At 41.9% G+C, this 19,634-nt stretch carries 16 protein-coding genes; 14 read left to right on the forward strand and 2 right to left on the reverse strand.

Annotated elements, in window-relative coordinates:
• The first annotated feature begins 74 nt into the window (after positions 1-74).
• The 8 genes from rimP (at position 75) to ispH (ending at position 10,406) form a co-directional block, all read left to right on the forward strand.
• Entirely contained in the window at positions 75-563 is a 489-nt protein-coding gene (gene rimP, locus QZ019_RS01280) for a ribosome maturation factor RimP (protein ID WP_294567451.1), read from the forward strand.
• 23 nt (positions 564-586) lie between these two features.
• The gene (gene nusA, locus QZ019_RS01285; protein ID WP_295481783.1) at positions 587-2,068 is read left to right on the forward strand and encodes a transcription termination factor NusA; all 1,482 of its coding nucleotides are present in this window, start codon (positions 587-589) and stop codon (positions 2,066-2,068) included.
• Between the two features lie 14 nt (positions 2,069-2,082).
• The gene (infB, locus tag QZ019_RS01290) at positions 2,083-4,632 is read left to right on the forward strand and encodes a translation initiation factor IF-2 (RefSeq protein ID WP_295481785.1); all 2,550 of its coding nucleotides are present in this window, start codon (positions 2,083-2,085) and stop codon (positions 4,630-4,632) included.
• An 8-nt stretch (positions 4,633-4,640) separates the two neighbouring features.
• Entirely contained in the window at positions 4,641-5,000 is a 360-nt protein-coding gene (gene rbfA, locus QZ019_RS01295; protein WP_294567456.1) for a 30S ribosome-binding factor RbfA, read from the forward strand.
• A 174-nt stretch (positions 5,001-5,174) separates the two neighbouring features.
• On the forward strand, positions 5,175-6,131 hold the full coding sequence (gene ribF, locus QZ019_RS01300; RefSeq protein ID WP_295481786.1) for a bifunctional riboflavin kinase/FAD synthetase: 957 nt from the start codon (positions 5,175-5,177) through the stop codon (positions 6,129-6,131).
• An 8-nt stretch (positions 6,132-6,139) separates the two neighbouring features.
• Positions 6,140-8,959 (forward strand): isoleucine--tRNA ligase, encoded by a 2,820-nt coding sequence (gene ileS / locus QZ019_RS01305; protein ID WP_294567460.1) that lies wholly within the window; start codon positions 6,140-6,142, stop codon positions 8,957-8,959.
• Positions 8,959-9,477, forward strand: coding sequence for a signal peptidase II (gene lspA, locus QZ019_RS01310; RefSeq protein WP_294567462.1), 519 nt, complete (start codon positions 8,959-8,961; stop codon positions 9,475-9,477). The genes ileS and lspA overlap by 1 nt, the downstream gene beginning before the upstream one ends.
• Positions 9,474-10,406 carry a 4-hydroxy-3-methylbut-2-enyl diphosphate reductase gene (gene ispH, locus QZ019_RS01315; RefSeq protein WP_294567464.1) on the forward strand — a complete coding sequence of 311 codons (933 nt, stop codon included), beginning with the start codon at positions 9,474-9,476 and terminating at the stop codon, positions 10,404-10,406. Before lspA ends, ispH begins: the two co-directional genes overlap by 4 nt.
• Here the strand turns inward: ispH and QZ019_RS01320 are convergent.
• A complete protein-coding gene (locus QZ019_RS01320) occupies positions 10,403-10,870 on the reverse strand; it encodes a DUF2877 domain-containing protein (protein ID WP_294567466.1) in 468 nt (155 codons plus the stop codon). The genes ispH and QZ019_RS01320 overlap by 4 nt on opposite strands.
• 663 nt (positions 10,871-11,533) lie before the next feature.
• Here QZ019_RS01320 and QZ019_RS01325 point away from each other — a divergent pair.
• Genes QZ019_RS01325 through QZ019_RS01345 form a run of 5 tightly spaced genes read left to right on the forward strand, consistent with a single transcriptional unit; the run spans position 11,534 to position 17,087 of the window.
• A complete protein-coding gene (locus tag QZ019_RS01325; RefSeq protein ID WP_295481790.1) occupies positions 11,534-12,199 on the forward strand; it encodes a cysteine hydrolase family protein in 666 nt (221 codons plus the stop codon).
• 57 nt (positions 12,200-12,256) lie between these two features.
• Positions 12,257-13,684, forward strand: a complete 1,428-nt coding sequence (gene fdrA, locus QZ019_RS01330; RefSeq protein WP_295481791.1) for an acyl-CoA synthetase FdrA — start codon at positions 12,257-12,259, stop codon at positions 13,682-13,684.
• Positions 13,685-13,695: 11 nt separating this feature from the next.
• Positions 13,696-15,087 (forward strand): DUF1116 domain-containing protein, encoded by a 1,392-nt coding sequence (locus tag QZ019_RS01335; RefSeq protein ID WP_295481792.1) that lies wholly within the window; start codon positions 13,696-13,698, stop codon positions 15,085-15,087.
• A gap of 29 nt (positions 15,088-15,116) precedes the next feature.
• On the forward strand, positions 15,117-15,497 hold the full coding sequence (locus QZ019_RS01340) for a glutamyl-tRNA amidotransferase (protein ID WP_294567473.1): 381 nt from the start codon (positions 15,117-15,119) through the stop codon (positions 15,495-15,497).
• A 12-nt stretch (positions 15,498-15,509) separates the two neighbouring features.
• Entirely contained in the window at positions 15,510-17,087 is a 1,578-nt protein-coding gene (locus QZ019_RS01345) for a regulator (RefSeq protein WP_295481793.1), read from the forward strand.
• Positions 17,088-17,164: 77 nt separating this feature from the next.
• Here the strand turns inward: QZ019_RS01345 and QZ019_RS01350 are convergent, their stop codons facing one another.
• A complete protein-coding gene (locus QZ019_RS01350) occupies positions 17,165-18,082 on the reverse strand; it encodes a LysR substrate-binding domain-containing protein (protein ID WP_295481794.1) in 918 nt (305 codons plus the stop codon).
• A 214-nt stretch (positions 18,083-18,296) separates the two neighbouring features.
• On the opposite strand from QZ019_RS01350, the gene QZ019_RS01355 reads away from it, so the two are divergent.
• Positions 18,297-19,571, forward strand: coding sequence for an O-acetylhomoserine aminocarboxypropyltransferase/cysteine synthase family protein (locus tag QZ019_RS01355; RefSeq protein WP_294567479.1), 1,275 nt, complete (start codon positions 18,297-18,299; stop codon positions 19,569-19,571).
• The last annotated feature ends 63 nt before the right edge of the window (positions 19,572-19,634 follow it).

Raw genomic sequence — 19,634 nt, forward strand, 5'->3', positions numbered from 1 at the left:
CTAAACAGGTGGAACTTAATAAAGAAGGCCCCATGTAGAAAGGGGCTTTTTTTTTGGTAAAACACGGAGTTTTAATGGCAGGAACCATTGAAGAAAAAATTGATGAACTCGTAAGACCGCTTATTGAAGCTAGCGATCTTATTTTGTGGGGCGTCAGATACAGAGGCGGACGCGACAGTGCTCTTTTGCAGATTTTTATTGATTCAAAAGACGGGGTAAGCGCTGATACTTGCGGAGATATTACCAACATGCTGTCACCTGCTTTGGATGCTGCCGATATTATTGCTCCGGCTTATATTCTTGAAGTTTCATCTCCTGGTTTTGACAGAATTTTATTTACTCTCGATCAGGCAAAAGCTTATATCGGGAAAAAGATTAAAGCTGAAGTGCGTATTCCGGTAGGCGGTCGCCGTAAGTTTGAAGGCGTCCTTGAAGAAGTTACCGAGGATAATTCACTTAAGATAAATGACAAGATCTCAGGATCAATGGAAATTGCGTTTTCAAATGTTTCCGTTGCAAGACTTGTCCCGGAATTTCCACAGACCGGCAAAAAGCCGCAGTAGTAAATTAAGAGGTGTTTTAAAAAATGGGTAAGGAAATCATTGCGATTGCCGAGGCACTTTCAAACGAGAGAGCAATTCCTAGAGATAAGATTTTTGAAGCTCTTGAAACCGCATTGGCTACTGCGACCAAGAAAAAATATCCTGTAGAAATTGCCGTTCGCGTAGCTATTGACAGAAAGGACGGTTCGTATCGTACTTATCGTCGTTGGACCGTTGTTGATACTGACGGACCTCTTGAGAACCCAGCTTCTGAAGTTTCTCTTGCTGCTGCAAAAGAAGATCATCAAGGTATTCAGGCAGGTGATGTCGTAGAAGAAGAAATCCCTTCAGTTAAGTTTGATCGCATTACCATCCAAACCGCAAAGCAGGTTTTGTCACAGAAGGTTAAAGATGCCGAGCGTGAGCAAATAATTGCCGAGCAGCGTGAACATTTAGGGCATGTAGTTAATGCCACTGTTAAAAAGCAGGGGCGTGACTTCCTTATTTTGGATCTCGGTAATAACGCTGAAGCTGTTTTACGCCGCGATCAGATTATTCCGCATGAGACTTTCGGCCGCGGTGACAGAATCAAGGTTTTACTTTCTGAAATTCGTGCTGACGGTAAAGGTCCGCAGATTATTTGCTCACGTACTGCAAATGAGTTTTTAAGTGAGCTCTTTAGAATTGAAGTTCCTGAAATCGGTGAAGATATTATCGAGATCATGAGCGTAGCCCGTGATCCTGGTTCCCGTGCCAAGATTTCAGTACGCAGCAAGGATCGCCGTATTGATCCTCGCGGTGCATGTATCGGTATGCGCGGAGCTCGCGTCATGGCCGTATCAAATGAACTTGCTGGTGAAAAGATTGACGTTGTTCTTTGGGATGAGAATCTGGCCCAATACGTGAATAACGCTATGGAGCCTGCAGAAGTTTCCAAGATCATTATTAACGAAGACAGCCATACTATCGATGTTGCCGTAGCTGATGAAAATTTAGCTCTGGCTATCGGACGCAACGGTCAGAACGTTCGTCTTGCTTCTCAGATTTTAGGCTGGAATCTTAAGGTTATGACCGAAAGCGAAATGGAAGAAGGCTTAAAGGCTGAGGAAGGAAAAGTAATCAAGACTTTCGTTGACGCTTTAAATATTGATGATGAGTTTGCAGAAGCTTTATCAAGCGTAGGCTTTACTACTTTAGAGGAAATCGCTTACGTTCCTATTGAGGAATTTGAGTCTATTGAAGGCATTGACAGAGAGACTGCAACCATTCTTCAGGAAAATGCCCGCAGAGCTCTTGCTGAGCGTGAAGAGAAGCTTAAAGAGTCAGGAAGCGACGCTTTGACTAAGCTTGAAGGGATTGACAGTGAGCTTGCCATGAAACTGGTTGCTGCCGGAATTAAGGATCCTGAAGAACTTGCCGAGCAGGCAGTTGACGATTTGCTTGATATTGAAGGCATGACTGAGGAAAAAGCCGGTCAAATCATTATGGCGGCTCGTAACGAGTGCTGGTTTAAAGATGAGCAGTAGGAGGCAGTGATAATATGAACGATAAATTTAATAAAAATGATAATGCCCCTAAACGTATGTCATTAAATAAGAGGACTCACAGTACTTTGACCGTTCAGGGTTCTACCGGACGTGCCAAAGTAGTACAAGTTGAGTTCCGTAAGAAAAAAGTAGTTATTGATCCTAAAGAGATTGAGGCCCGTAAGGCTGAAGAAGCACGTAAAGCTGAGGAAGCTCGTCAGGCAGAAGCCAAGAGACTTGCCGAGGAAAAACGTCAGGCTGAAGCTGCAAAGAAAGCAGAAGAAGCTAAAAAAGCCGAAGAGGCTCGCAAGGCTGCAGAAGAAAAACGTAAAGCCGAAGAGGCAAAACGTAAAGCTGCAGAAAAGAAAGCCGCTGAAGAGCATAAGCCTTCTCGTAAGGAAAATGATGAAGACAAGGCTGCTGAAGAAGCATTGCGTCGCCAGCAGGATGTGCAGCAAAAGCGTAAGATTGAAGAAGAAGCAGCCCGTCAGGCAGAAGAAGCCCGTCGTTTGGCTGAAGAAAACGAAGCTCGCTGGGCTGCCGAAGAGGAAGAACGTCGTAAAGCTTCTGAAAGCGATTTAGATACCAGTACATCAAAATATGTACGCGAAGCTGAAGCTATTCAGGAACGCGAAGCGGAAAATCGCGGTCGTCATCGCGGCGGCAACAATGAGCGTCGTCAGTCCACCAAAAAGCGTGAAGAGACTGAAAATCAGAATACCAATCAAAAACGCAACAGCCGTCGCGGCGGTAAAGCTCAAAAGAGCGTTGCTAAGCTTAATCAGCAGCAGCACGGATTTAATCGTCCGGCAGCTCCGGTATCTCGTGATGTCGTAATCGGCGAGACCATTACGGTCGCTGAGCTTGCCCAGAAAATGGCAGTTAAGAGCGCAGAAGTTATTAAGACTTTGATGAAGCTCGGTGAAATGGTAACTATTAACCAGGTTATCGATCAGGCTACAGCTCAGATTGTCGCTGAAGAAATGGGGCACAAAGTTATTTTGCGCCGTGAAAACGAGATTGAAGAGGAAGTTCTTGCAGAGCGCAAGACTTCGGAAAATGCCGTCACACGAGCCCCTGTGGTTACCATCATGGGTCACGTTGACCACGGTAAGACTTCCCTTCTTGACTATATCCGTAAGTCAAAAGTCGCAGCAGGTGAGGCCGGCGGTATTACTCAGCGTATCGGTGCTTATCATGTTAAAACCCGCGGTTCAGGCATTACTTTCCTTGATACCCCGGGTCATGCCGCTTTTACCGCAATGCGTGCGCGCGGTGCCCAGGTAACCGATATCGTAGTTTTGGTTGTAGCAGCAGATGACGGTGTTATGCCGCAGACCGTTGAGGCAATTCAGCATGCTCAGGCTGCCAAGGTTCCTCTTATCGTTGCGATCAACAAGATGGATAAACCCGGTGCCGATCCTACCCGTGTTGTCAATGAGTTAATTCAGCATTCGGTTATTCCTGAAAGCATGGGCGGTGAGACTCAGTTTGTCGAGGTGTCGGCAAAGACCGGTATGGGAGTGGATTCTTTACTTGAGGCAATTTTGCTTCAGGCAGAAATGCTTGAGTTAAAAGCCGTTGCCGACGGCATGGCCGCAGGCGTTGTTATTGAGTCTCGTCTTGACAAAGGCCGTGGTCCGGTTGCAACCGTTTTGGTACGCGAAGGCACATTGCATAAAGGCGATGTCGTCTTGTGCGGTCTTGAGTATGGACGCGTCCGCGCTTTGCGTAATGAAAAAGGCCAGAATTTAGAGAGTGCCGGTCCGTCAATCCCGGTTGAGATTTACGGCCTGTCAGGCGTCCCGGTTGCAGGTGATGAAGTAACCGTTGTCCGTGATGAAAAGAAAGCTCGTGAAGTTGCATTATTCCGTCAGGGCAAATACCGTGAGCTTAAGATTGCCAAGCAGCAGAAGGCCAAGCTTGAGAATATGTTTAAGGATAATACCGCCTCTGAACTTAATGTCGTGCTCAAAGCCGACACTCAAGGTTCTGTTGAGGCTATTTCCGATGCTCTTAACAAGCTTGCAACTGATGAAGTTAAGGTTAATATCGTAGGCTCTGGAGTCGGCGGTATCACCGAAACCGATTCTACTTTGGCAGCCGCTTCCAATGCGATTATCGTCGGATTTAACGTTCGTGCCGACGGACCTGCTCGCCGCGTTATTGAATCTGAAGGCGTTGATTTACACTATTACAGCGTTATTTATGATTTGCTTGATGACGTTAAGAAAGCAATGAGCGGTATGCTTAAAGCTGAAGTACGTCAGGAAATTATCGGCATGGCCGAGGTACGTGATGTCTTCCGTCATCCTAAATACGGCGCGATTGCCGGCTGTATGGTGGTTGAAGGCCTTGTTAAGCGCTCAGCTCCTATCCGCGTATTACGTGATAACGTTGTTATCTTTGAAGGTGAGCTTGATTCATTGCGCCGCTTTAAAGATGACGTTTCTGAGGTTAAGTCAGGAACCGAGTGCGGTATTTGCGTTAAGAACTATCAGGACGTACGCGTAGGCGATCAAATCGAAGTGTTTGAAAACGTCGAAGTTAAGCGCTCTTTATAGGACACGATATGCCGAAAAGTTTTGGAAGAAACGAACGCGTCGCCTCTGCTATTTTGCGTGAGGCGGCAGATGTTTTACATCATTCTGTCAAAGATCCGCGCGTGAAATCTGCAACCGTCACTGAAGTATCGGTAAATTCCGATTTACGTGACGCGCGTATTTTCGTGTCATTTTTGACCAATGATGAAAAAGCGGTAAAAGAAGCTATGGAAGGATTGAATAAAGCAAAAGGCTTTATCCGTTCGGAACTTGCTTCACGCTTAAAGCTAAGGTATATGCCCGAAATTCACTTTATCTTTGACAGTTTGCTGTCAGAAAGCATGAAGCTTGACGCTTTAATCGCTAAAGGCCTTGGTCCTAAAGAATAAAGTGTTATTTTAATCTTTCATAAAGCCTCTGAGGTTTCAGCCAAAGAGGCTTTGTCCTTCATATGTGCTTAATTCTGAAGCGTTTTGCTTAAGGCGCGGATGAGATGATAGGCATATTTTGTTTTAGTCGTTATAATAACGATTTTAATAATAAATTGATGAACGGTTTTACGCATGAAGCTATATCGACATTTATCCGATTATAAACGTCCCAAAAGCGGTGTCGCTTTGGCTATCGGGAATTTTGACGGCTTCCATAAAGGGCATCAGGCCGTTATTGCTGCCATGCGTGAAAAAGCTTTAAAGTTCGGTTTAAAAAGCGCAGTAATGATTTTTGAACCGCAGCCTTTGGAGTTTTTTGCCAAAGCCGTACCCGCAAGACTTTATTCTATTCGCGATAAATTAAAGGCATTTAAAGAGGCAGGCGTTGATATCGTTTTCTGCATGCCTTTTAAAAAATCTTTTTGTCAGATGAGCGATAGAGAGTTCGTGCTTGATTTGCTGGTTAAACAACTCGGCGTAAAAAGTATTACCGTCGGATCGCTTTTTACTTTCGGCAAAGGCGGAGTTTCCGGAATTGAAGAATTAAAAGCTTTGGCAAAGGAAGCAGGAATAGAAGCCGGCGCTATTTCAGGCGTGGCTCCGTCGGGAACGCGGGTTTCAAGCACCATGATAAGAGCTTTGATTCAATCAGGTGATTTTACGACGGCAAAAAATGAAATCGGCAGACCGTATTCGATTTCAGGTAAAGTTTTGCACGGCAACGCTTTGGGCAGAACTTTAGGTTTTCCGACGGCAAACATCAATTTAAACAGAATAGTATGTCCGTTAGTCGGCGTTTACGCTGTTAAAGTTAAAACCTCGTACGGTATGTTTAAAGGTATGGCCAATGTCGGAACCAGACCCACCGTTGAAAAGGGCAGACTTAAAAATCTCCTGGAGGTGAATTTATTTAACTTTAACGCCGATTTATACGGTCAGGAAATTGAAGTTTTTTTCGTTAAGAAGATCCGAGACGAGAAAAAATTTGATGATTTAAATTCTCTTAAAGAGCAGCTTCATGCCGACAGAAAGACGGCAATGACTCTTTTGGAAAATAGTGATAATAACTTAAATATTGTTAATGAGTAGGTATATTCATGGCAGATTATAAAAGTACTTTAAATCTTCCGGTTACCTCTTTCCCGATGCGTGGCGATTTAGCCAAGCGCGAGCCGAAGATGCTTAAAGATTGGGAAGAGCGTGAGTTATATAAGAAAGTCCGCGCTTCACGTGAAGGCCGCGATATGTTCATTTTACATGACGGTCCTCCGTATGCTAACGGCAGCATACATATCGGTCACTCCATTAACAAGATTTTAAAAGATATTATCGTCAAGTCTAAAACCATGTCCGGTTTTGACTCACCGTATATTCCGGGATGGGATTGCCATGGTTTGCCTATTGAACTTAAGGTTGAAGGTCTTGTAGGAAAACCCGGTGATAAAGTTGATGCTGCGACTTTCCGTAAAGAATGCCGCAAATATGCCTATAAGCAGATTGAAGGTCAGAAAAAGGACTTTAAGCGCCTGGGTGTTTTAGGTGATTGGGATCATCCTTATATCACCATGGATTATAAGACTGAAGCGGATACAATTCGTGCTTTAGGTAAGGTTATTGAGAACGGACATTTTGTCCGCGGTTCAAAGCCCGTTTACTGGTGCCTTGATTGTCAGTCAGCTTTGGCTGAAGCTGAAGTCGAATACTATGACGTAACTTCAGATGCCATAGACGTAAGATTTAAAGCCGTTGATGAAAGCGCAGTTTTAAAAGCCTTTAATACCGATAAAGGCGAAGGTCCTATTTCATGTGTAATTTGGACCACTACTCCTTGGACATTGCCTGCCAATCGCGCAATCTGCTTAAACGAAGCTTTTGAGTATGCATTGGTTCAAATCAAAGGTGCAAATCCTGAACGTTTGATTTTAGCTCGTGAATTAGTTGAGTCGGTCATGCAGCGCTGTGAGATTTCAGATTATGAAATCTTAGCTTTATGCCGCGGAAAGGATTTGGAGTTATTGCGCTTTAGCCATCCTTTTTATGATTTTGACGTCCCGGCTATTTTAGGCGCCCACGTTACTCTTGATGCAGGTACCGGCTGTGTTCATACTGCACCTGGTCACGGTCTTGATGACTATGTGGTAGGTCAGAAATACGGAATTGAGGTATTTAACCCGGTGGGGCCTGACGGCTGTTTCTTAAAAGATACCAAGTTCTTTGCAGGTCTTAATGTTTTCAAGGCAAATCCTGAAGTCATTAAGCTTTTAAGTGAAAAAGGCGCTTTGCTTTGTTCTAAGAAAATAACTCACAGCTATCCTCATTGCTGGCGTCATAAGACTCCGGTTATTTTCCGTGCTACCGCTCAGTGGTTTATTACCATGGACGGCAATAATTTAAGAAAGCGTGCTTTGGAGGAAATCAAAGGCGTTCGTTGGATCCCGTCTTGGGGACAAAATCGTATTGAGGCCATGGTCAGCCAACGTACTGATTGGTGTATTTCCCGTCAGCGTACCTGGGGCATGCCGTGTGCAATTTTAATTAATAAAGAAACCGGTGAAATCCATCCGCGCACTCCCGAAATCATTGAGAAAGTCGCTAAGGCCGTCGAAAAAGAAGGTATTCAGGCTTGGTGGGATCTTAAGGTCGAAGATTTAATCGGACCTGAAGAAGCTTCTTTATATTATAAAGATCCTAATACTCTTGATGTATGGTTTGATTCCGGTTCTACCCAGTTTAGCGTTGTCGATCAGCGCCCTGAGTTTAAAGGCCATACGGCTGATATGTATCTTGAAGGATCCGATCAGCATCGCGGCTGGTTCATGTCATCCTTGATGCTTTCTGTTGCCATGAAGGATAAAGCTCCTTACCGTCAGGTTTTAACTCATGGCTTTACCGTTGACGGTAACGGCCGCAAGATGTCAAAATCATTGGGTAATGTTATCGCTCCGCAGTCTGTTATGGATAAGCTTGGCGCCGATGTTCTGCGTTTATGGGTCGCATCAACCGACTATACCGGTGAGATCGCCGTATCCGATGAGATTTTCAAGCGTTCATCCGATTCTTATCGCCGCGTCCGTAATACTATCCGTTTCCTGCTTGCCAATTTGTCAGGTTTTGATCCGCAAAAAGATCTGGTTGAATTTGACAAGATGATTGAACTTGATAAATGGGCCGTATCGCAGGCTGCTAAGGTACAAAAGGAAATTAAGTCTTATTATGACAACTATGATTTCCATATGGTTGTTCAGGACTTGATGCACTTCTGTTCAATTGAGCTTGGTTCATTCTATCTTGATATCATCAAAGACCGTCAATATACGGCAAAAGCCGACAGTCTCGCTCGCCGTTCCTGCCAAAGCGCTCTGTATCTTATCGCTGAAGCTTTAATCCGCTGGATTGCTCCTGTTTTGTCATTTACTGCCCAAGAGGCTTGGGAAGCAATGCCGGGTAAGCGTGATGAGTTCGTATTTACTGCCACTTGGTTTGACGGATTGCGTGAACTTGATGAAAATGCCGAGTTCGGTCATGCCTATTGGGATCGCATCTTAAAATTCCGTTCCGAGGCTAATCGCGCTATTGAAGAGGCTCGCGCCTCCGGTATTATCGGCGGCTCATTAGAGGCTGACTTGAGTGTCTATGTTAAGGGTGATTTAGCTTGTGATTTAAAGAAATTAGGTGATGAGCTGCGCTTTGTCCTTATTACTTCTCGTGCTGATATCCATGAAGAGGATGCCCCTGAAGGTGCATTTAAGTCAGAAGTCTGTGATTGCTCTTTTGTTATCAAGAAATCCGCTGCTCCTAAATGTGAACGCTGCTGGCATTATGAGGCTGAGGTCTCTGCAGATCCTGAGTATCCGGGATTATGTCCGCGCTGCATTGAGAATATTAAGGGCTCAGGTGAAAAGAGGCACTTTGCTTAATGACGCAAACTAAGCCTAACGGCTTGCCCTTTTTATGGATTAGTCTCCTGGTCATTATTCTTGATCAGGTGACTAAATATCTTTGCGTGAATTTGATTGAATACGGCACTGCGGGTATAAACGTATTGCCGTTTTTTAATTTGGTCCATGTCTATAATTTCGGGGCAGCCTTCAGTTTTTTAGCTGATAAAAGTGGATGGCAGCGCTGGTTCTTTGCGGTACTGGCGATTGTTATTGCCGTCGGTTTTGTCTATATCTTAAAAAAGACGCCGAAAACTCATAAATGGACGTGCCTTGCTTATGCCTTATTTATCGGCGGAGCTGTCGGCAATCTGATTGATCGTCTGTTTTTAGGTTACGTAGTGGATTTTTTACTTTTTTATATCAAGACCGACTCGGGAATTTTAGCTTATCCCGCTTTTAATGTTGCTGACATTGCAGTTTGCGTCGGTGCGTTTTTATTGGTTATCGTATCTTTTAGCGCTAAAAAAACAGTTAAGGGCAAGAGCGAAAAATGAGTTTTAAAATTTATTTGGCTAAAACTCGAGGAATGTGCGCTGGTGTCGACCGTGCAATTAGGGTAGTAAATCTGGCTCTTGAGCGATACGGTGCGTTGAAAGTATGGGTTTTGCATGAAGTGGTGCACAATCATCATGTAGTGCAAGAGCTTAAAAATAAAGGTGCTATTTTCGTCGAATCTTTATCTGAGATCCCTGATGGAAGCGTGGTTATTTTTTCAGCGCACGGCGTAGGTATTGCCACTTTTGAAGAAGCTAAAGCTCGCAAATTAACCGTTATAGATGCAACCTGTCCTTTGGTTAGCCGTATTCACCGAAAAATGAATCGCGCAGGAATCGAAGGCAAAGATGCCGTGGTTATCGGTCATGCCGGGCATCAGGAAGTAACGGGAACTATCGGACAGTACATGGGTGATCCGAAAAAGGTTCATGTTGTTTTGACTCCTGAAGATGTTGCTGCTTTGGAGTTATCGGGAGATAAAGCAATTTTTGCAACTCAGACCACTTTATCCGTTGATGAAACAGCTAAAACCGTTGCTGCGTTAAAAGAGCGTTTTCCGCAAATTGAAGGTCCTAAGACGGATGATACGTGTTTTGCCACACAGCATCGTCAAGGTGCGGTTAAGAACTTAGCTGAAATTTGCGACGTGGTGTTGGTGGCTGGATCTAAGAATTCATCAAATTCAAATCGTCTGCGTGAAGTTGCTGCAAGCTGCGGAGCTAAAGCTTATTTGGTGGAAGATCACACGGAGCTTCAGCCTCAATGGTTTGAAGGCATAAAGGCTGTAGGTCTTACCGCAGGAGCTTCAGTTCCTGAATATGTAGTGGACGGAATTTTAGCCTTTTTAAAAGAGAAGGGACATTGTGATGTTGAGGAAGTGGGAGAAGCTCCTGTAAAGCGAACATTTGCTTTACCGTCTGGAATTTAGGCTTTAAGCAGCAGTAACGCCGTATAAATTCCTAAAAGGCAATCCTGCCACGAAGAATGTCCGTAATTTTTTAATGAGAAGATCCCGTCAATGCAGTCGTTAAAATTGGCGGGATTTATTTTTTGTAAATAGTTAGCTGTTTTTATAAGGTTAAGATTAAATCGTTTTGATAAAGCATGTTTTAACATCGTTGCGCTAATATCATTTGTAAGAGTCAGCTGTTTTTTTATCTCTTCTGATATATAAGATAAAGACTTTGCGTTACAAAGCGTAAAAATAAATAAAAAACCTAAGATGAAATCATCTCCTGATGGGGTAAGACCTGATCCGAGACCTAAAAAATCGGATAAATCGCGGCTTAAAGATTGAATGTTAAGATTGTTTGCAGATTGAGAATTTATTTTAAGTTTTTCATATTTTTCTTGGCAAAAAGGATCTCTTTTGTCAAAAATTAATTCAAACAATGAATTTTGACGCTTATTTTTATTTAGATAAGTAAAAAAGATTTTAAAAAAATCGTCTTTGACATTTATTTTTAACTGCAAATTTAATTTAAGATCCTCGCAGTTTTCTGATGTGAAGATGTATTGTTTTAAATTGTCTGGTAAAAAAAGAACGATAGAGTCGTTTTTCCCTTTTTTTAAGAATAAATGATTATGTGGAGAATATTTGGTAAAGAAATCTATGGGTAAAGTTAAAGAGTAGGGCGCTAATACTTTATCTTCATTTAGAATTGAGATTAATTTGTCATCTAATTTTAGATTCAACGCTTGTGTAAAAGATGAATGTTCTTGTAAGTTAATGCAATCAGCATCTTTTAATTTTTCGTAAAGATTATAGAAAAGATCACGGCATATTCGCATAAAAGAGATCCTTGCACTATCTATTTTCATCATACTGTAACTGTCAGAAAAATTAAATTTATCGTAACTTAATTTTTAAGGTCATGATCACAATGTAACAATGACACCAGAATGTGTTTTTTTGGATACATTTCATAAAAACCATAAAAAACAATGGTTATTTGAAGATCCTCAAATTTTTTGAGGATCTTGTACAAAAGATTGCAATTTGCTTTTACTTTTTAGCTTCTATACTCAATTTAGATAAGTTTATAGGGGATAAATATGATTAAGCAGATAAAAGCAAGACCGTTTGATTTTACTTTTGATCCTAAAACTACGGCATTGATAGTTATTGATATGCAAAGGGATTTTGTGCAAAAAGGAGGTTTCGGCGAGGCTTTGGGTAATGATGTAAGTCCTATGCAAAAAGCCATAGCTCCTATTTCGAAGGTTTTAGAGTGTTGTAGAGCTCAGCATATGCTGATTATTCATACCAGAGAGGGACATCGCCCTGATTTAACTGATTGTCCTCCGGCTAAACTTACTCGTGGCGGAAAAACTTTCATAGGTACTGACGGACCGATGGGCAGAATTTTGGTTCGCGGTGAATACGGTCATGACATTATTCCTGAGCTTTATCCTAAAGATGGAGAAGTGATTATTGATAAGCCGGGGAAAGATGCCTTTTTCTCAACTGACTTATATCAGATTTTATTAAATCGCGGTATTAAGAGTTTGATCATTTGCGGAGTAACAACAGAAGTTTGTGTACAAACCACGGCAAGAGCTGCCAATGATCGCGGGTTTGAACTTGTTATTCCTGAAGATTGCTGTGCTTCTTATTTCCCTGAGTTTCATAAAACCACGCTGGATATGATAGCAGCTCAAGGAGCAATAGTGGGCTGGATATCTGATTCTGCATCTGTGATAAGTGCTCTTGGGGGCTAAGATATGCCGGTATTTTTTAAAAGTTTTAAGAATCTGTATAAAGATTCGGTGAGCCTGATGCAGATCACTGCGAAAGTCATCTCAGAAACCGGTATTGAAAAGTTATCGGTAGCGATGCAGACTAAAGCTAATTTGCAAAGGGCCAAAGTGTTGGGACTTAATTTTGAGTTAGAACCAAGTCCAAACGATTTAATGGCGGTATTTGAAGCGCAAAATGAAGATGAAGCATTAAAAATATTTAATTTTATAGAAAAATCTTTAACTTCAAATGAAACACGCAAAACAGAAACAAAAGAGCAGATAACTGTAAGTATTCGGCAAGCAAAGGATCATCAAGAAAACCTAAATTTTGCTTTGATTTCTGTACCAGGATCTTATGCGGCTGCAGAGGCATTAAAAGCACTTAAATCCGGACTTAATGTAATGCTCTTTTCTGATAATGTCAGTGAAAAAGATGAGCTGATGTTAAAGAAAGAGGCGGTAGAGCGTGATTTATTGATGATGGGTCCTGATTGCGGTACTGCCGTAATAAACGGTTTGCCTTTAGGTTTTGCAAACGTTTTAAGGAAAGGCAATATCGGATTGGTCGGAGCATCCGGTACCGGTCTGCAGGAAGTATCTTGTGCCATTTCAAATTTAGGCTGCGGTTTATCTCAGGTTATTGGCACAGGAGGTCGCGATCTACATGAAAATATCGGCGGTTTAATGACCTTATATTCTCTTGATCTACTGTCTAAAGATGTCAATACCAAGGTTATAGGAGTTATTAGCAAGCCTCCAGCTGCCGACGTTAAAGAAAAAATTATTGCTAAATTAAAAGAAATTAAAAAGCCTGTTGTCGTACATTTTGTCGGAGATAAAAACTCTAAACAGCAAGATGAAAACATTATATATGCGTCTTCTTTAGTCGAGTGTGCCGAAATCGCCTGCAAAGTACTTGAAAATAAGGAAATTGGCGTTAGTAAAATTTCTTTGCCTAAGGTAAAAGAACAAAGACTTGGTAAGATTTGCGGTATTTTTTGCGGCGGAACATTTTGTGCGGAGGCTCAAAGTATAGCTCTTGCATGCGGTTTTGAGGTTGCTTCGAATGTTCCTATTGATGGAGCAAAGTCTTTAAATTCTTGCGGCTTGACCAATATTTTTATTGATATGGGCGATGATGAGTTTACTAACTGCAGGCCTCATCCGATGATCGATCCCTCATTGCGTGACGAGTATTTTGCAAAGAGTATGGGCGATCATAAGATTAAAGTAATTTTATTTGATGTTGTTTTAGGATACGGAGCAAGCCTTACTCCGCTTGATGGTCTTAAACTTCTTATAAAGAAAAATACGCGTTCTGATTTACATTTGGTTTGCCATGTGTGCGGTACCGATGAAGATCCTCAATCTCTTAAAAACACGGTATGTGAGCTTCAAAATCTTGGTGTAAAGGTTGCCAAAAGTAACTATGAAGCCACTCTTTGCGCGCTTTCCTTACTGTAAGGATAAAAATCATGAATGATATTTTTACTAAAAAGTTAAACACGGTAGCATTGGGTGTCAAAAGTTTCTCTGACAATATTCATGCCTGTGGCGGCAGTGTTGTAGATCTCAAATGGCAGCCGCCGTGCTTTGCCGAGCCTGAAGACGCAATGATACTTGCAAAACTTATTGATAATGAAAAGATAAAAAAGGCAAATGAAATTGCGCTTAATAAATATTTAAATTCACAGCCGGTGCTTACGAAGATTTGTTTGGCAAGCGAGGTTATTCCTGATTTTTCAGGTCGTCAGCTTTTACATTCTGGACCTCCGATTGATTTTGAGCACATGTGTGGACCGATGCAAGGAGCGGTTTGCGGCGCTATTGTGTATGAAGGATGGGCAGAAAACATTGAAAGTGCACGTAATTTAGTTATAAGCGGACAAATAAAATTATCTCCTTGTCATCATCACCATGCGGTAGGACCGATGTCTGGTGTAATCAGCCCTAGCATGCCGGTATTTGTGGTTAAAAATACAGTTGACGGAAATGAATCTTATTCAAATTTAAATGAAGGCTTAGGAAAGGTTTTACGTTTCGGTGCTAACGGTAAAGAAGTATTGGATCGTCTCAAATTTATGAAAGAGAGATTAGCTCCGGTACTGGCAAAAGCTATTGAGCTTACTGGACCGATAGAAGTAAAACCTCTTATTTCCCAAGGTTTGCAGATGGGAGATGAGTGTCATAATCGTAATAGTGCCAGTACGGGGCAGCTTATTAAGCTTTTGTCTCCGGTTCTTGCAGGTATTGAAGGTGGTGCTGATGCTTTACGCTTTATTGCGTCCAATGATCATTTCTTTTTAAATTTATCTATGGCAGCCTGTAAATGTATGCTAGATGCGGCATCAGGAGTGAAATACAGCTCTATGGTTGTTGCTATGTCACGTAACGGTGTAAATTTCGGTATCAGAGTCTCGGGGGCAGGAGATACATGGTTTGAGGCTCCTTCTTTGTTGATAAAAGGCCTTTATTTTCCGGGATATGGAGATAAAGATGCCAATCCTGATTTAGGCGACAGTGCTATCACTGAAACAGCCGGTATCGGAGGTTTTGCCATGGCAGCATCTCCAGCTATCGTAAAGTTTGTCGGAGGGACTTCGCAGGATGCTTTGAATAATTCTCTTAGGATGCGTGAAATTACGTTAGGTCGCCATCCGTCTTTTTGTCTGCCTTCTCTTGATTTTGACGGGACTGCGTGCGGTATTGATGTACTAAAAGTACTTGATAGACATATTCTTCCTATTATTAATACCGGTATAGCACATAAAAAGGCAGGTATCGGACAAATCGGCGCCGGAATTACCAATGCTCCAGAAGAATGCTTTGTTAAAGCATTAAGGTTTTTGGCACAAGAGATACTGTAGTTTGGCTTTTAGGTAAGACAGGGGTTTTTATGAGTGTATTGTTGGCAGTTAACGGAACTTTAATGCGTGGTCTTGAACTATGTAAAAACATGGAAGATGCTGGCGCGAAATTTGTTAAAGAGGATTCTACTGCACCTTGTTACCGCTTATGGTCGGTAAATGATAATAATCCAGCCATGCTTAAAGTTAAAGAAGGCGGTATAAGTGTTTTGCTTGAAGTTTGGTCGGTTCCCAAAGCCGGACTTGCAGATATTTTACAAAAAGAACCTCCGGGTCTTTGCATCGGTAAAGTACAGCTTAATGACGGATCTTATGTGTTAGGCGTTATTGCCGAGCCGTGGGTGGTTGAAGGAATGAAAGATATTTCTCAATATCGCGGCTGGCGTAACTATATTGCAAGTAATGCCTAAAAGGAGTTTAGGATGAGTGAGAATCAAAAGATAAAATTATGGGTCGCAGGTGATCTTAATGCGTTTTTCGGTTTATTCACTAATGTTCTGTTAAATACCATAGTACTAACGGGATTGTGTCTGTATGTAGTTCAGATCCCGTCTGAAACTGTATTCGGACGAGTTCTTCCGGCATTAGGAATAGCATTGCCTTTTGGTAATATTATTTATGCTCTAATGGCTTATAAGCTTGCAAAAAAAGAGAATAGAACTGATGTAACGGCTCTTCCTTACGGACCGTCGGTGCCGCATATGTTCATTGTGGTTTTTGTGGTTATGCTGCCAACGGTTTTGCTTTATAAGGATTGGGTGCTGGCTTGGAAGTTAGGTCTTATATGGTGCGTACTTATAGGATTAATAGTACTTCTGGGTGTTTTAATCGGACCAACTATAAGAAAATATACTCCAAGAGCAGCAATGCTCGGCTCTCTTGCCGGTGTCGCTTTGACATATATCGCGATGCGTCCTGTGTTTCAAATTTATGAAGCGGCATGGATCGGTATCATCTGCTTTATGATTATTTTGCTCAATTGGGTGGGAGGAGTCAGATTACCGTTTAATATCCCGGGAGGTTTGGGAGTTGTTATTGTAGGTTCCGTGCTTGCATGGGGTGCTACTTTCTTAGGTATGAGCAATATTATGGATCCCGGACAAGTAACCGCTTCGCTTAGTAATTTTGCTCTTTACTTCCCTTCTTTTTCTTTTGATGTTTTAAGCGTACCGTCTGAATTGGTATGGCCTCTGCTGGTTTCTGCAATTCCTCTTGGCATTTTAAACTTTACTGAAATTTTAAATAATGTCGAGTCGGCAAATGCAGCGGGAGATAAATACAATTTGCGTTTTATTATGGCAGCAGACGGTATTGGTGCAATTTTGGGAGGTTTCTTAGGCTCTCCCTTCCCTCCTGCCGTTTATATCGGTCATCCCGGATGGAAAGCAATGGGAGGTCGAATAGGCTATTCAATGGTTACCGGAATTGTAATGGCAATTCTGTGTTTCTTTGGCCTTACCTCGTTATTGTTGTCGGTAATTCCTCTTGTTGCTATTATTCCGATCTTGCTGTTTATCGGTTTGGTTATCGGTGCTCAGGCATTCCAGGTATCTCCAAAACGTCATGCGCCTGCAATTATTTTGGCATTGATCCCGAATATAGCTGAGTGGCTTAAAACTCAGGTTGACGGCGCGTTAAGCGCGGCATCGGTAAATACCGTAGCCATTCCTGAAGAAGTTATTGCAGGTATGAATTCCGGAGGCGTGTTGTATCACGGTATCGTAACTGCAGGCGGAGGCGGAATTTTAGCCGGTATGATATTAGCTGCTATTGCCGTGTTTATTATTGAAAGAGCTTTTCATTGGGCTGCCGTTTATGCTGTAGCCGGATGCGCTTTATCGTTCTTCGGTTTTATTCATGGAACTTCTTTGGCTATAAATGCCTCTCCGACTGTAAGTTTCGGTTATGCAGTAAGTGCAGTCGTTTTTATTCTTATGGCAATAAAAGAAGCAAAGGAAAAGCCGTTGTCTTGGGCACCGGTGTGTGAGGACGAAAAGTAAATTATTAAGAATAATTCAGAGCGTTAATGGAGACGGATTTCATGTCTGTCTCCATTATTACTATTTTTCTGATGCTTTTACCATAAGCTTGAGAGCATGGCTTTTTTAGTATTTTCAAGATTTAATTGTTCAATCCACCAGTTAAAAGCCGGACCGCGATTTTGTCTGTCTTTTACTGCAATCCATAAAGTTGTCGGTTTTTTAGGATTTTTAACGGGAAGCTCAACGAGTTTTTGAGAATCAAGAAAAGGTTTTGCAAAATACTCTGGTAAAAATCCTATGCCGGCTCCGTTTTCATGCATACGTATTTTAGAATAATAGTCCGGGACGAAGATTGCTTGCTGTCCTTTTAAAAGCCATGCATTTTTTGCCGGAAGGATAGATGATGTATCTTTAACGCAAATAGCCGCGAAATGTCGCAGGGTATCATTTGATAAAGGCAAAATTTCCATAGTTAATGGATGCTTTGGACTTACGCAGAAAAGCCAATTGCAAACACCGAGGCGAAAAGTCTCAAGATCGGAGTTTAAATCTGCAGAATGAGGGGCTCCGATGGCAATATCGGCACGATCGGAAAATAATGATTCCCACACACCGTTATAAACTTCTATGGAAAGGTTGATTTGCGTATTAGGGAATAGTTTCGTGCTTAATTTACATAAGTCATATAATGGTTTAAGTGAAATAATATTATTTACTGCAATTTTTAAATCAGGCTCAAAATCTTCTGCAAGACTGATTGTGTTTTGCAGAGTCGTTTCCATTTCATCAAGTATTTGGGCAGCTTTACCGGCAAGATATTTTCCCGCAATGGTGGGAATAAGCTTTTTGTTGTTTTTGTTAAATAATTTTATCTGCAGTCTTTTTTCGAGTGTGTTTAAAGTATAACTGACGGCAGTAGGCACTTTGTGCAGAACTTTTCCTGACAAAGTAAAACTACGGGTTTGATATAACACCAAGATAGTGTGAAGTTCTAAAGCTGTTATTTTGTTCATAAAAACCTTTATTGCTTCCTTTCATTTTTTCATGAAACTATGTTTAAAACTCTGAGGGGTGTGGAATATTTGTGAAAAACGCACTTATTTGGTGAAAAAAAGAATGTTTGCGTTTTAATTGAGTTTCTTTTTAGCTCTTTGTGAAGCATACTAAGAACATTTTCTGTGTTTCAGGAAAATATGAAATTACGATAAAAACAGCAAGGGTAGTAAAATGAAATTAGAGACTTTATGTTTGCATGCCGGTTATACTCCCAAAAACGGAGAGCCGCGAGTTCTTCCCATCTGTCAGAGCACGACTTTTACTTATGACACGACACGCGATGTAGCAAAGCTTTTTGACCTTGAAGTTCCGGGCTTTTTCTATTCACGTCTTGGAAATCCTACAGTTGATGCAGTTGAGCAGAAAATAGCCGCATTAGAGGGCGGTGTAGGTGCCATGTGTACGTCTTCAGGTCAGGCTGCATCATTAATTTCTATTTTGACTTTGGCAAAAGCAGGTGATCATGTGGTCAGCGCTTCAAGTATTTACGGCGGAACTTTTAATTTATTTGCCGTTACTTTAAAGCGCATGGGCATTGAAGTTACCTTTATCGATGAAAATGCCAGTGATGAAGAGATTTTAAAATCGGTGCGCTCCAATACCAAAGCATTTTTCGGTGAGACTGTAGCCAACCCGTCAATGGATGTTCTTGATATCGAAAGAATGGCAAATCTTGCACATAAAGTCGGTGTGCCTCTAATCGTTGACAATACTTTTGCCACTCCGTACTTATGCCGTCCTTTTGATTTCGGTGCCGATATTGTAGTTCACTCAACTACTAAATATCTTGACGGTCACGCTTTGCAAGTGGGTGGCGTGATTGTTGACAGCGGTAATTTTAATTGGGAAGCATCTCCTCGCTTTAGCGAGTTTACGACACCTGATGATTCTTATCACGGACTTATTTATACCAAAGCCTTCGGCAAGGCTGCTTACATTGTTAAAGCACGTGCGCAGATGATGCGTGATTTAGGCTGCTGTCAGACGGCACAAGGTGCTTTTTATATCAATTTAGGTATTGAGACTTTGCCTTTACGTATGCAGAGACATTGTGAAAATGCCATGAAGGTGTCAAAGTTCCTTGCCTGTCAGAATAACGTTGTTGAAGTTCGCTATCCGGGACTTGAAGGTTCTAAAAATTATGAACTGGCCAAGAAATATTTAAAGAAAGGCTGTAGCGGCGTGATTTCTTTTGAAATAAAAGGCGGACGTGAAGCGGGTGCAAAGTTTATTGATAGCCTTAAGATGATTTCTCTTGAAGTGCATGTCGCTGATATCCGTACCTGCGTGCTGCATCCTGCCAGTTCAACCCATCGTCAGTTAAGCGATCATCAGCTTGAAGAAGCAGGTATTACTCCAGGCCTTATTCGTCTGTCAGTAGGCCTTGAAAATGTTGATGACATTATTGATGATTTACGTCAGGCTCTTGAGGCAGCTCAGGCATAAAGCCTAACAAAAAGCTAATAAAAATCGCCGCATTTTTGCTTTTGTGAGTAAATTTTGCGGCGA

It is taken from the genome of uncultured Succinatimonas sp. (assembly GCF_905203285.1).
In the GTDB taxonomy this organism is placed as follows: domain Bacteria; phylum Pseudomonadota; class Gammaproteobacteria; order Enterobacterales; family Succinivibrionaceae; genus Succinatimonas.

Bases quoted from the DNA above. Each gene is read 5' to 3' on its own strand.
- rimP (WP_294567451.1), top strand. From the start codon at position 75: ATGGCAGGAACCATTGAAGAAAAAATTGATGAACTCGTAAGACCGCTT.
- nusA (WP_295481783.1), top strand. From the start codon at position 587: ATGGGTAAGGAAATCATTGCGATTGCCGAGGCACTTTCAAACGAGAGA.
- infB (WP_295481785.1), top strand. From the start codon at position 2,083: ATGAACGATAAATTTAATAAAAATGATAATGCCCCTAAACGTATGTCA.
- rbfA (WP_294567456.1), top strand. From the start codon at position 4,641: ATGCCGAAAAGTTTTGGAAGAAACGAACGCGTCGCCTCTGCTATTTTG.
- ribF (WP_295481786.1), top strand. From the start codon at position 5,175: ATGAAGCTATATCGACATTTATCCGATTATAAACGTCCCAAAAGCGGT.
- ileS (WP_294567460.1), top strand. From the start codon at position 6,140: ATGGCAGATTATAAAAGTACTTTAAATCTTCCGGTTACCTCTTTCCCG.
- lspA (WP_294567462.1), top strand. From the start codon at position 8,959: ATGACGCAAACTAAGCCTAACGGCTTGCCCTTTTTATGGATTAGTCTC.
- ispH (WP_294567464.1), top strand. From the start codon at position 9,474: ATGAGTTTTAAAATTTATTTGGCTAAAACTCGAGGAATGTGCGCTGGT.
- QZ019_RS01325 (WP_295481790.1), top strand. From the start codon at position 11,534: ATGATTAAGCAGATAAAAGCAAGACCGTTTGATTTTACTTTTGATCCT.
- fdrA (WP_295481791.1), top strand. From the start codon at position 12,257: ATGCAGATCACTGCGAAAGTCATCTCAGAAACCGGTATTGAAAAGTTA.
- QZ019_RS01335 (WP_295481792.1), top strand. From the start codon at position 13,696: ATGAATGATATTTTTACTAAAAAGTTAAACACGGTAGCATTGGGTGTC.
- QZ019_RS01340 (WP_294567473.1), top strand. From the start codon at position 15,117: ATGAGTGTATTGTTGGCAGTTAACGGAACTTTAATGCGTGGTCTTGAA.
- QZ019_RS01345 (WP_295481793.1), top strand. From the start codon at position 15,510: ATGAGTGAGAATCAAAAGATAAAATTATGGGTCGCAGGTGATCTTAAT.
- QZ019_RS01350 (WP_295481794.1), bottom strand. From the start codon at position 18,082: ATGAACAAAATAACAGCTTTAGAACTTCACACTATCTTGGTGTTATAT.
- QZ019_RS01355 (WP_294567479.1), top strand. From the start codon at position 18,297: ATGAAATTAGAGACTTTATGTTTGCATGCCGGTTATACTCCCAAAAAC.